Here is a 12,695-nt window from a genome sequence, read left to right on the forward strand (position 1 = left end):
TGCGCTTTCTTACGCCGTTTCCAACGCTTCGGCAGCGATCGCGTCGACGTCTTTCAAAGTTGTGTAGGACCTCCTGGCCATGGCCGGATCGGCTTCCGGGAAGTCGTTCCGGAAATGCCCGCCGCGGCTCTCTTCCCGCTTGAGGGCGGACGCCGCGATAATCTTCCCGGTAATCATCATGTTCTTGATTGACTGGCGCACGCATATTCTTTCTGCGGCCGCAATGTCGGCGAGAGCGGTCTTCAGCCCGGCGGCATCACGCAAGACACCGGCATTTCCGGAAAGCGTCGCCCGGAGCGTGCTGATTGCCTCTCGCTCCTCGACGTTTCGCTGGCTCGGCAGACCCGGTGCATCGTCCATGGTATTCCAGAAAGCACTGCGCGGCGTCGGCATCAGTCCCTGAATGTCCTCGGCAATGCGCGCTGCGAAGACAACAGCCTCCAGCAGCGAGTTGGAGGCAAGCCTGTTTGCGCCATGTGCGCCGGTTGACGCGACCTCTCCGGCCGCCCACAGACCGTCAAGGGAGGTCCGGCCATTCGCATCGGTCAGGACACCGCCCATGTGGTAGTGCTCTGCCGGCGCGACGGGGACCAGGTCTTTTTCAGGGTCAATGCCTGCCTCCATTGCCGCCCGGTAGACGGTCGGGAATTCCTGCTTGAACCGGGGGCCGATCGTTTCCCTGCAGTCGAGAAACGCTCCATGCCCTGCCTGGATCTCCCGGTAGATCGCTCGTGCAACAATATCGCGCGGTGCAAGCTCCAGATCGGGATGCACACCCTCCATGAAGCGCTCACCCGATCCGTTGACGAGCAACGCCCCTTCTCCGCGAAGCGCTTCCGTCGCCAGCGGGGTCGGGTCCCTGCCGACGTCAAGCGCGGTCGGATGAAACTGAACGAATTCGGCATCCGCGATGACGGCACCGGCCCGGGCTGCCATTGCCAGACCGTGCCCGTTGGCCTCCGGCGGATTGGTGGTCAGTCCGTAGAGGTGCCCCACACCGCCGGATGCCAGGACCACCGCCTTTGCCGGAAAAGCCAGACGTGTGATGCCGCCCCGTTTGCGGACGAGAACGCCGGTGACGTATCTTCCCTCACCCAGGAAACTTTCGCCGAGATAGCCTTCCAGAACGCGGATTGACGGTGTTTTGCGAACTTCGGAGATCAGCGCGTCCATGATGGCCCGACCAGCCATGTCGCCGCGCACGCGCACGACACGGCTTTCAGAATGCGCCGCTTCGCGCGACAACTGAAGGCGGCCTTCAAGATCCTGATCGAACGGAACGCCATAGGACAGGAGATCGTGGACCCTGTCCGAGCCCTCCCTGGTCATCTGGTCGACAATCTTCGGCTCGCAGATACCGCAACCGGCGGCAAGAGTGTCGTCCCGGTGCTGCTCCACCGAGTCCTGTTCCGAAATGGCGGCGGCAATGCCGCCCTGGGCCCAGGCGGACGAAGCGCCCTGCCCGATCGGTGCGTTGGTGATGACAGTTACAGGTCTCGGGCTGAGTTTGAGCGCGCAGAACAGACCGGCGAGCCCGCCTCCAAGAATGACGACGTCGTCCACATCCTCGCCGATATAGGCGGGTGCAAAATCCTCAACGGACACAGCCATTGGTTTCTTCCCGGAACAAACGGGGCATTGCCCCAGAGGGTTTTCGGGCCGAAACACAAGCGGCGGCCCGAAAAGATGTTTTGTACGGCTTAGGGTCAGAATTTCAAGTTGATCATCCGCTCAACTGCCGTGCGCGCGCGCTCCGCGATCGCCGGGTCCACAATGACCTCTTCCTTCATGTCGACAAGGCTGTCGAGGATCTTGCCGAGCGTGATGCGCTTCATGTGCGGGCACAGGTTGCACGGCCGGATGTAATTTACACCCGGCGTTTCGCTGGCAACATTGTCCGCCATGGAACACTCGGTGACCATCATGACCTTTTCAGGACGCCTGGTCTTGACCCAGTTGATCATGTGCGCCGTCGAGCCGGCAAAATCGGCTTCCGCAACCACGTCCGGCGGACATTCCGGATGTGCGATGATCTTTACCTCCGGTTCGATCTTGCGGTAGTCGCGCAGCTCCTCGGCCGTAAAGCGTTCGTGCACCTCGCAGGCGCCGTCCCAGACCAGCACTTCGACATCGGTCTTGTTGCCAACGTTGGCGGCCAGATACTTGTCCGGGATCAGGAACACCTTGTCGACGCCGAAGCTTTCGACGACCTGAAGCGCGTTGGAAGACGTGCAGCAGATATCGCACTCCGCCTTCACGTCCGCGGATGTGTTGACATAGGTGATGATCGGAATGCCCGGATTGCGCTCGCGCAGGGCGCGGACATCGGCACCGGTGATTGATTCGGCAAGCGAACAGCCGGCCCGCATATCCGGGATCAGAACCGTCTTTTCCGGACTCAGGATCTTGGATGTTTCGGCCATGAAGTGCACGCCGCACTGCACGATCACCTCCGCGTCGGTGCGCGTTGCCTCGATCGCAAGCTGCAGGCTGTCGCCGACGATATCGGCCACACCGTGAAAGATGTCCGGCGTCATGTAGTTATGCGCCAGGATCACTGCGTTGCGTTCTTTCTTCAGCCTGTTGATCGCGTGGACCGTCGGTGCAAGCGCCGCCCATTCGATGGCCGGGATGATGTGCTTGACCTTTTCGTAGATCGGTGCGGTCGCTTCCGCGATTTCAGGCGTATAGCTCAGGTCCGGCCGATCAACGCGTCCATAGCGCTCCAACGCAGTCAGACCGGTTGCGATCGGTTCGGAAACCGTAAAGGCTTTTTGGGCAACAGACATGGCGCCCCTCCTGTAAGCAGGCTGAACAAGAATTTTCAGCTCACGGATTATTATACTCATCTTGAGCATATATGTCGCAAAAGAAAACGGGCACTGCGGCCCAGACCCTTTTGCTCGTTCAGAGTTTATATAATCCCATCGTGACCAAAAATCCATCACTTTCCGCCACTTTTTCTGTCTTTTTCACTTTTCCGATTTGGTTTCAATGGTTTGGGCAAAATTTCTCCGCCGCTTCGGTAGCCAACTCATCAAATCACCGGGTTCAACAAGCGCAACGCCCTTTTATTGCAAATTCATTCCGTATTTTGATCCATTGATCAAAAATACACGTTTTACGATCCTCATTATCCAGCTATCTTGTCGGCAACTCCAACATGAGGTTTGCGATGACCGCCCCATCCGCGCATGTCAGACAAGGCCCTAACATCCCGCTGATCATTGTCTGTGGTTGCGTCATCGCGCTCATCTCTTTCGGTCCGCGCGCCGCCATGGGTCTGTTTTTCCAGCCGATGACGGAAGCCCGGGACTGGAGCCGGGAAATTTTTGCGCTTGCGATCGCCATTCAGAACCTCGTCTGGGGGATCGGGCAGCCATTCGCAGGTATGATGGCGGACCGCTACGGCACCTGGAAAACGATGACATTCGGCTCCTTGCTCTATGCGGCCGGTCTCCTGCTCATGGTCGATGCACAAAGCGCCGTTGCCCTGCATATCTCCGCCGGCGTTCTGATCGGGCTCGGGATCGCCTTTTCGTCGTTTTCCCTTGTGCTTGCAGCCTTCGGGCGGAGCGTCACGGCAGAGCAGCGCTCGCTGGCCTTCGGTATCGGCACAGCCTCCGGTTCCCTTGGCCAGTTTCTGTTCGCCCCGCTCGGCGGTGCTCTGCTTGCCAATGTCGGCTGGCAACAGACACTGATCATCTTCGCCGGTTTCGTGGCGGTCATTCCACTCCTTGCCGTTGCCTTGCGAGGCAAACCGGAACAGACAAGCGAAACGGCCCTGTCAGGTGACCAAAAGCTCACGGATGCAATTTCCGAGGCTTTCGGTACACGCGGCTTCATCCTGCTCACGATCGGGTTCTTTGTCTGCGGCTTTCATGTCGCCTTCATCACCGTTCACCTGCCCCCGTTCATCGTGGATTCGGGACTGGATCTCAGTTGGGGCGCCTGGGCGATCGCGCTTATCGGGCTCTTCAATATCGTCGGTTCGCTGGCATCCGGGTATGGCGGCGGCCGCTATTCCAAGCCGATCCTGCTGTCCCTGATCTACCTTGGCCGATCCATTGCGATCCTGGCCTTCATCATGCTGCCGATCACACCCGCGACGGTTCTGATCTTTTCCGCCGTGATGGGACTGCTCTGGCTTTCGACCATCCCGCTCACCTCGGGGCTCGTGGCGGTCATGTTCGGGCCGCGCTACATGGCAACGCTATTCGGCTTCGTTTTCCTGTCTCACCAGATCGGCGCATTTCTGGGTGTGTGGCTCGGCGGCAAGCTCTATGACGACACGGGTTCCTACGACGCGATCTGGTGGTGCGGCATCGTGCTCGGTGTCCTTGCAGCGATCATCCACTGGCCGATACAGGAACGCCCGGTCCCACGGCTGACACAGCAACCTGCCGAGTGAACAAAAGGCACACTCGCGTGCGGAGTTACCAAAGACTTGCGCGGCTGAGCGACCTAGGCCAGCAATGGCCTGGCTTCGGAAAACGACAATAGCCGCCTGGAGTTTTCATCCCACAGATGAAGCCGGATGCTGGCAATACTCTGGCTGATCGTCATGCGATTGCGATCCGCCAACTCCTTGTGATCGCGCAGGACTTCCGGAAGCCGATAGAACGGAATCCGGCTGTTCAGATGATGCACGTGATGAATGCCGATATTGGCACTCGACCATTGCAGGACCGGCGGCAACACATAGTGTGAGCTGCCATGCAAGGCGGCATCATGGAGTTGCCAGTCTTCTTCCGAGTCCCAATGCGTCGCCTCGAACTGATGCTGAACATAGAACAGCCAGACACCAAGCGTTGCGGCGAGAATCGTCGTTGGCAAAAAGATCAGCAGGATCGGCATCCAGCCGCCGAAAACCAGAACAAGCGCCAAGGCACCGAAGATCGCAAGATTTGTCGCCATGGCGCAGACCCAGTACCTGGCATGGGCCATGTAGCCGAACGGCAAGCGGTTTTCGAGGAAGAACGTGTAGAACGGCCCAAGGCCAAACATGACAAAAGGAGACCGGTATAGCCGGTACAACAGCCGGCTTCGAGGCGCCATTGCGCTGTATTCGGCGACCGTCAACGTGTGAATGTCGCCAAGGCCGCGTTGGCCCAGGTTTCCCGAGGTGCTGTGGTGCGTGGCGTGAGACCGGCGCCAGACATCATAGGGTGTCAGTGTAAGAACACCAATCGCCCTGCCGAGCCAATCGCTCGCGGTTCGGTTCTTCAGGAACGACCCATGCCCGCAATCGTGCTGAATGGCGAATAGCCGAACCAGAAAAGCAGCGTTGCAGAGGGAGATGGCCGCGGTGAGCCAGTAACTGATGTCCAACGACACCCAGGCCAAAATCCATAGAAGAAAGAAGGGTCCGACCGTGACCGCGAGCTCGAACGAACTGCGCAGTGTACTCGGCTCCCGGTATCGCGCGAGTATAGCCACCCAGTCACGCGGCGCCCGGATTTTCGGCTTCGAGCCGGCGACATCATCTTTTTCGCACATATACCTGCTTCTTGTTCTTTCGCTTCCCTACATAGACTGTTGAGCGAAGCATGCAATGATCTTGTGCAGGCGCTGAGGACAAATCATTGGGCAAATCACGCGAATGTGCATCTGCTGTGCACGCTTACACCGCATCTGACAGGCAAACTATTCCCCTTATGATCCGCTCCTGCGGAGGGTTCAAACGGGTCTGTAGATTTTGGAGACTGTCTCTGCGCCTGTCCGGTAGTCCACGAACCCCATGCGCGAATAGTAGGACAACCCGCCGGTGTTCTCCTTGCGGATCGTGGCATCGATCGCCGTAACACCTGCCTCTTGTGCAGCCGCGGCGGTGCGCGTGAAGAGCGTGCGCCCGATCCCCTTGCCGTGCATGTCCGGATCGACATAGGTGGCGATCACCGCCCAGTCGGACGGTAACTTGTCCTCGCCCGGCCAGGATGGATCGGCCCACAAGAGCGCCTGAAACCCGCAGATTTCACCATCCTCGACCGCAACATGACAGCAGATCGCAAGCTCCGGACCGATGAACTCGCTGACGATCTTCTCGCTGTCAAACGCGGCCCGATAGGCTGTGGTACCGCCAATCGCGATGATCCGATTGATCAGTTCCGCCATCTGATCCGCGTCTGATTGCAGGGCGTGGCGCGCGTCAACGGTCAATTCGCATTCCCTTCATGGGCGTTCCGGCAGGCCGGACTCTTCCTGGCTGCCGGCTCACCCCGCAACCCTGGAAAAGTCCGCCACCACATGTGTCGCATCGCGGATTTCGGCCAGCAACTGCAGGCGATTGGTGCGCAGGGCCGGCTCCTCGGCATTGACGAGAATGTCCTCGAAGAAGCGGTCCACCGGCGCACGGAGTTTCGACAGCGCCTCCATGGCACCTTCGAAATTTTCTTCCGAAACCGCATCCGCCGCATCGGCACGCGCCGTGTCGATGGCCGCTGCCAGGTCGATTTCCGCCTGTTCGCGGAGATGATCGGAATGCGGGCGTCCCGAGACCGGTGCCCCGTCCTTCTTTTCTTCCGCTTTCAGGATATTGACGGCGCGCTTGTAGCCGGCCAGCAGATTGGCGCCGTCGTCCGAGGAGACGAAGTTGCCGAGCGCTTCGACGCGTTTGACCACCATGAGAAGGTCGTCCTGGCCATCCAGCGCAAACACCGCGTCGATCAGGTCGTGGCGCGCGCCTTCGTCCTTCAGGTGGACCTTCAGGCGATCGCCGAAGAAGGAAAGGAGGCTGTCAACGAGCGCATCGGGGTTTTCGACCGTCACATCGATTGGGCCGAGCGCCTTCATAATCGGGGTTCCCAGACGAATGCGAAGTTCGTTTTCCAGAACGATCCGGATGACACCGAGAGCGGCACGGCGCAGAGCATAGGGATCCTTGGATCCTGTCGGTTTTTCGTCGATCGCCCAAAACCCCGCGAGCAGGTCCAGCTTTTCGGCAAGCGCAACACTGACGGCGACCGGATCGGTCGGCACGCTGTCGCTCGGTCCCTGCGGCTTGTAGTGCTCCTCGATTGCGAGCGCGACGGACGCGTCCTCTCCCTGGGCCGCCGCATAGTAGCGGCCCATCAGGCCCTGCAATTCGGGAAACTCGAACACCATGTTGGATACGAGATCGGCTTTCGCCAGTCCGGCAGCCCGTTCGGCCTTGTCCGTGTCGGCTCCGACGATTGCGGCCAGATCAGATGCGAGCGCGACCAGACGTTTGATCCGGGCGCCGACGCTGCCGAGCTTTTCGTGAAACTTGACCTCGTCCAGTTTCGGCAGATTGTCCGAGAGCCTTGTCTTCAGGTCCGTATCCCAGAAGAACCGGGCGTCTGAGAGACGCGCACGAATGACTTTCTCATTCCCGGCCACGATCAGCTTGCCGCCGTCCTCAGCAACGATATTGGAGACCAGAACGAACCTGTTCGCCAGTCGCCCCGTTGCCGGATCCTTCAGAACGAAGCACTTCTGATTGACGCGGATCGTGAGCTGAATGCACTCATCGGGTATGTCAAGGAAATCCTCGTCGAAGCTGCCGGTCAGCACGACCGGCCATTCGACAAGCCCGGCCACTTCCTCCAGCAGTCCCGGATCCTCGACCAGTTCCAGACCCAGGGCCAGTGCGCGGTCCTTGGCATCGTTCAGGATCATGTCCTTGCGCCGGTCCGCATCCAGGACAACCTTGTGTTTTTCCAGGCTGGCCGCATAGTCGTCGAAGCGCCGAACCTCAAAGCTTTCATCGGCAAGAAACCTGTGGCCGCGCGTCGTCTGTCCCGATACGATGCCGTCAAATTCAAATGGAACGACTTCGGGTTCCTCGGTTTCCGGGCCGAATGTCGCAACGATCGAATGCAGCGGACGCACCCACCGTGTCGCCGTCGTGCCCCAGCGCATGGATTTCGGCCACGGGAACCCGCGCAAGATGCCCGGCATGAACTCGGCGATGATATCAATCGCGGACCGGCCCGGCTTCTCGATAACCGCGACGTAAAAATCACCCTTTTTCGGATCGCTGTGAATGCTTGCTTCTTCGACAGACGAAAGTCCGGCACCGCGCAGAAAACCCTCCACAGCCTTGTCCGGCGCTCCAACGCGTGGTCCCTTGCGTTCCTCCCGCGTTGCAGCCGACCCGGCCGGAACACCGGCAACCTGCAATGCCAGACGGCGCGGAGTGGCAAAGGCCTTCGCACCTTCATAAGGCAAACCGGCATCCACCAGAGCGGTGGTGACAAGCGTTTTCAGGTCTTCGGCCGCCTTGCGTTGCATGCGAGCCGGAATCTCTTCGCTGAAGAGTTCAAGCAGAAGATCGGGCATGGAGTGTTACGCCTTCGGGTTTGGAAGGGGACTTCCGGAAACAGCTGTGCGTCCGTTAGCAACTCAACGTGCGCTTGTCACCCCTTTTCCAGACTTGGCAGACATGCCGCCATCGAGAAAAGTAGCAATAGCAAATCATAGTGTTGCTTCACTCTTCCTCAAGAAATACCTGCAATACTCCTCGTCTGGTAAAGCAGTTCGAAGTATCAGGATGAGATAGTGATCAATCAGGAAGCCGCAGGCGTCCGACTCCTGGCACGCTCAGTTGCCGCGATTTTCGTCGCGGCGATCCTCAGTTTTGCGGTTTTCGGTTTCATTCCTCACCTGCTGGAAGACAGTCATGAAGGCGAAAGCCATCTGATCTACGATGCTGCTGCTGCTGTGTTCCTGTTCTTTGCCCTGACCGGACTCGTCTACGGGCTCTGGGTCACCCGCAAGCTGCGCAATGAACTCAGTACCCGGTCTTCGGAACACTCCAAGGCCCTTGCCCTGGCCCAGCACGACGCACTGACAGGCCTTCCCAACCGCCGGCGCCTGCTCGAGGCTTTCTCGGATCTCAGCCGGAACGTGAAAGACGGCAGCTTCCGCGCAATCATGATGCTGGACCTCGATGGTTTCAAACCCATCAACGACGTCTACGGACATGCCTTCGGCGACAATCTCCTGCGCAGTTTCGCCGAGCGGCTCGCCGAAACGGTCGGAAACGACGGCATCGTTGCGCGTCTTGGCGGCGATGAATTCGCGATCGTTTCTCCTGTCTTCTCGGACAAGAGTGAAGCCTCCGGGTTTGCACGCCGCCTGCTGACTCGCATCAGCGACCGGTTTGAAATCGGCGAACGGCAGATCTCGATCGGCTCGGGTATCGGCATCTCGCTTTACCCGCATGACGGACATGCCGTCACCGAGCTTCTGAGACGCGCGGATATTGCGCTATACAGGGCCAAGTCCTCCGGCCGGTCGACCTATCGTTTCTTTGAAGTCGACATGGACGCCTCGATCCTGCACAGGACGCTGCTGGAACAACGGCTGAGGCGCGCGATTGAAGTCGAGGACGTCAAGGTCCACTACCAGCCCATCCTGGATATGAACACGGGACGGATCGCGGGGTTCGAAGCGCTTGCACGCTGGACCGACAGCGACTTCGGAAATGTACCGCCGATGCAGTTCATCCCGATTGCCGAAGATTGTGGCATCATTTCCGAACTTACGCGCCACTTGCTTGCAAAGGCCTGCGAAACGGCGGCCAAATGGCCGGAGGAGCTCTACCTCTCCTTCAATCTGTCACCGGTCCAACTGCAGGATCCGGCCTTGCCCGAACAGATCAAGTCGATCCTGGGAACCTACGGCTATCCTTCCGAGCGTCTTGTACTGGAGATCACAGAGACGTCGCTGGTGAAGAACCCGGAAGCGGCAAAGCGCATTCTGGACGAACTGACGACAACGGGCATCACGATTGCGCTCGATGATTTCGGCGCAGGCCATTCCTCGCTGAGTTACCTTCGGGACTTTCCGATCAAGAAGGTCAAGATCGACAAGTCGTTCACCGAGCGCATGCTGACAGACAAACAGTGTGCCGCTATCGTCGAAGCCGTGCTTGTCCTGTCCAAGGGACTGGAAATCGACGCAGTCGCCGAAGGCATCGAAACCGGCGCCGTACATTCCGCGCTGAGTTCAAACGGTTGTCACTACGGCCAGGGCTTTCTCTATGCCAAGGCTGTCTCGGCCCAGGATGCGGATGACCTGTTGGCGGCGCAGGATGGTGGCCGTCTGCCCTTCGCTGAAAATTCCAACGTGGCCTGACAAACGCTTCGCCAGCCGCGGCCTCGCTTACCAGCCGCCGCCGCCACCACCGCCTCCACCGCCACCGGAGGAGCCACCTGAAGACCCGCCGGAAAAGCCAGAACTCGAAGATTTCGGAACCGGAAGGGACGACCTGAACGACTGGGCCATGGCGCTCGTCGTGCCGGAAAGCGAATCTGAGACACGGTGCGCGTCGAATGTCCGCCCGCTGTACCAGTTCGGATGATAGCTCGCTGCCGCAACGGCTCCCGCCGCGGTCGACAGCCAGCCCTCGAAAGCATTGGACCAGGGCTTCTCGACACCCAGCGCCACCGCATAGGGAAGCAACTCCTCGAAATGCACGGTGCTCATGTCCGGTACTTCGGCCATGTTGAGCCGCTCCTGTTCGGCGACGGACAGATAGAGCTTCAAGCCCTCGACTTCGTCCAGCACCTGCCGGCCCAGAGCGGTTGGTGCGCTGAGCAGGAAAAAGAACAGCACGTTCAATGCAATGAGAGCCGCCGCCACGACAGGCAAGATGGGAAGGGTCGCCACGCCGCCTGAAATATTGTTGGCCAGCAGCCCAGTGCCCACCATGGCGGCGACAAACAGGGCGAAAATCAGCGCCATCCTGAGCTGCATGTTGGGAATGCGGAACACGGCCTTGCCGATGTTCACCGAAAAGGCGGCTGCAAAGACCGACAGCACCATGAACAGAAACGCGAACTCCATCTGGTCAGGCGGCATCTGGCCGAAGACGAACAGTCCGATGATCACCGCGACGCTCAGGAGAGCGCCTGGCACAAGAAAAGACCGGTTGTTCTTGAAGAAGACATTCCGGCTTTCCTTTTCAATCGCGCTTCTGAATTTGCTCCCCAGCGATTTGATCGAACTGCCGTTGCCCTTGTAAATCTGCAGCGGCGAACCGCGCCCGCTCAAGAACGAGACCAGAGCCGCCTCCCCCTTCGGCAGGCCGCTCGTGCCGGTTCCCAGTGCCTCATCGAGTGTGAGCACCACGTCGCCATCCTTTTCGTCGAAGCGAAGCCGGTGCTTGACGGCAAGATTGAGGCTGGCCGCAGCAAGCGCTACCCATCCGCCGTCGCTGAAACCGCGCGTCGAGACGTATCTTGCAAGCGCCGGGGAGACATTGGCAGGCGCCTTGAAACGCGGAAAAACAACGCCCTTGGCCGGATCCCGCCCGACGAACATCCACGCCATCAGGTAGTAGAAAAGCACCAGAATCACGCCTGCGCCGCCGATGAGCTCGGGGCGGTAGTCGTTCAGAAAATACCCGAGCTGTTCGGCCTCCGTGGGCGCGGCAACGGCTCCCTTCGGCATGGAAACGACCACGGTCAGCCCCTCATAGGGACGCAGGGACCGTGTGGTGGCGAAGATAACCTCGCGGCCGTCCTCGCCAACGCGCGCCTCGTAGTCACGGCCCCTTTCGCCGAAGCTCCCGGTATAGGCGGTCCAGTCCTGTGCCCGGATCCCCGGTGGCAGGATCACCCGAGCAACAACCTCGTCGATCGGAAAGATCCATTCATTGCCTGTTGCGTTCCAGTAGACCTCGTCGTGATCTTCGAAGAAGCGGATCTGGCGGTCGGTTTCGTACACAATCGTGTAGGTGTAATTGCCCGGTTGAAGAAAAACATTCTCTTCACCGATATAAATCCGCACGCCGTCGCCGCTCGTTCTTTCGAGGTAGCTGGCTTCCCGGCCGTCCTGGAGCACCGAGATCACCTTGAACCCGACCCGATAGGTGCGCCCGTCCGGGCCTTCCGCCCGAAGCGGAAAGTCACGGTAGATACCCCGCTTGATCTGGTTTCCTTCGGCACGAACGCTGATCGTTTCAGTCACCGTCAGCAAACCGCTTTCCGCAACCTCGACGTTGGAGACAAAGCGGTGGATTCGTTCTTCCGCAAGGGCGGTTCCGGCTCCGGCCAAAACCAAGAGCGCCAGCAGGAACCCGGCGGCAACCGACTTCAGTGTCATGGAGATGCCCCTTAGAATTCGACCTTCGGAACAGCCCGCTCGGCCTCGTCCTCGATCTCGAAATATTCAGCCTTCTCGAACTTGAACTGGTTGGCGATAAGGTTGGAGGGAAAACTTTCCACGGCAACGTTCAGTCCGCGCACCGCACCGTTGTAGTAGCGTCGCGCCATCTGGATCGCGTTTTCGATCTCGTCTAGCGAATTGTGCAGATCGGAAAAGTTCTCGCTGGCCTTGAGATCGGGATAGGCCTCGGCGACGGCGAACAGGCGTCCGAGCGCCTGACCGAGAGCACCTTCGGCCTTGGCGCGCCCGGCGACATCGCCGGCCGGCACCGACCCGACCGATGCCCGCAGCTTGGTGACCGCGTCGAGTGTCTCCTGTTCGTGACCGGCATAGCCCTTCACGGTTTCCACCAGATTGGGAATGAGATTGGCACGGCGCTTGAGCTGCACGTCGATGCCGCTCCAGCCTTCCTCAACCATCTGGCGTTTCTTGACCAGCGTGTTGTAGAGAACAATCGCGTAGACGGAGAGCGCGATCAAAAGCGCGAGAATAATAAAGGACAACGTGCGGATCCTCCTTCAAGAACGATCCGGAGGCTACCGTCTGCGGCCAGGCATGTC

The 12,695-nt window shown here is 59.5% G+C and carries 10 protein-coding genes; 3 read left to right on the forward strand and 7 right to left on the reverse strand.

All coding sequences use genetic code 11. The features are described from left to right. Positions 1-9 precede the first annotated feature (9 nt). Both RDA78_RS29090 and nadA read right to left on the reverse strand, forming a co-directional pair. Positions 10-1,611 carry an L-aspartate oxidase gene (locus RDA78_RS29090; protein WP_434053227.1) on the reverse strand — a complete coding sequence of 534 codons (1,602 nt, stop codon included), beginning with the start codon at positions 1,609-1,611 and terminating at the stop codon, positions 10-12. Positions 1,612-1,706: 95 nt separating this feature from the next. Continuing rightward, entirely contained in the window at positions 1,707-2,789 is a 1,083-nt protein-coding gene (gene nadA, locus RDA78_RS29095; protein ID WP_434053228.1) for a quinolinate synthase NadA, read from the reverse strand. 71 nt (positions 2,790-2,860) lie between these two features. Here nadA and RDA78_RS29100 point away from each other — a divergent pair, with 71 nt between their 5' ends. Together RDA78_RS29100 and RDA78_RS29105 are read left to right on the forward strand one after the other, a co-directional pair. Then, on the forward strand, positions 2,861-3,106 hold the full coding sequence (locus RDA78_RS29100; RefSeq protein ID WP_434053229.1) for a hypothetical protein: 246 nt from the start codon (positions 2,861-2,863) through the stop codon (positions 3,104-3,106). Positions 3,107-3,175: 69 nt separating this feature from the next. Continuing rightward, positions 3,176-4,411 carry an MFS transporter gene (locus RDA78_RS29105; RefSeq protein ID WP_434053230.1) on the forward strand — a complete coding sequence of 412 codons (1,236 nt, stop codon included), beginning with the start codon at positions 3,176-3,178 and terminating at the stop codon, positions 4,409-4,411. Between the two features lie 53 nt (positions 4,412-4,464). Here RDA78_RS29105 and RDA78_RS29110 read toward each other — a convergent pair whose 3' ends face one another. The 3 genes from RDA78_RS29110 to glyS all read right to left on the reverse strand — a co-directional run bounded on the left by RDA78_RS29110 (position 4,465) and on the right by glyS (position 8,301). After that, on the reverse strand, positions 4,465-5,499 hold the full coding sequence (locus RDA78_RS29110; RefSeq protein WP_434053231.1) for a fatty acid desaturase: 1,035 nt from the start codon (positions 5,497-5,499) through the stop codon (positions 4,465-4,467). 180 nt (positions 5,500-5,679) lie between these two features. Next, positions 5,680-6,159 (reverse strand): N-acetyltransferase family protein, encoded by a 480-nt coding sequence (locus RDA78_RS29115; protein ID WP_434053232.1) that lies wholly within the window; start codon positions 6,157-6,159, stop codon positions 5,680-5,682. A gap of 54 nt (positions 6,160-6,213) precedes the next feature. Continuing rightward, a complete protein-coding gene (glyS, locus tag RDA78_RS29120; protein WP_434053233.1) occupies positions 6,214-8,301 on the reverse strand; it encodes a glycine--tRNA ligase subunit beta in 2,088 nt (695 codons plus the stop codon). A gap of 219 nt (positions 8,302-8,520) precedes the next feature. Between glyS and RDA78_RS29125 the strand changes: the two genes are divergently transcribed. Continuing rightward, complete coding sequence (locus tag RDA78_RS29125) at positions 8,521-10,101, forward strand: putative bifunctional diguanylate cyclase/phosphodiesterase (protein ID WP_434053234.1); 1,581 nt, start codon at positions 8,521-8,523, stop codon at positions 10,099-10,101. Positions 10,102-10,128: 27 nt separating this feature from the next. Here RDA78_RS29125 and RDA78_RS29130 read toward each other — a convergent pair whose 3' ends face one another. Together RDA78_RS29130 and RDA78_RS29135 are read right to left on the reverse strand one after the other, a co-directional pair. Further along, positions 10,129-12,072 carry a DUF2207 domain-containing protein gene (locus tag RDA78_RS29130; RefSeq protein ID WP_434053235.1) on the reverse strand — a complete coding sequence of 648 codons (1,944 nt, stop codon included), beginning with the start codon at positions 12,070-12,072 and terminating at the stop codon, positions 10,129-10,131. 11 nt (positions 12,073-12,083) lie between these two features. Continuing rightward, positions 12,084-12,638, reverse strand: a complete 555-nt coding sequence (locus RDA78_RS29135; RefSeq protein WP_434053236.1) for a LemA family protein — start codon at positions 12,636-12,638, stop codon at positions 12,084-12,086. Between the last annotated feature and the right edge of the window lie 57 nt (positions 12,639-12,695).

The organism is Roseibium sp. (assembly GCF_051016195.1).
Classification (GTDB): Bacteria; Pseudomonadota; Alphaproteobacteria; order Rhizobiales; family Stappiaceae; genus Roseibium.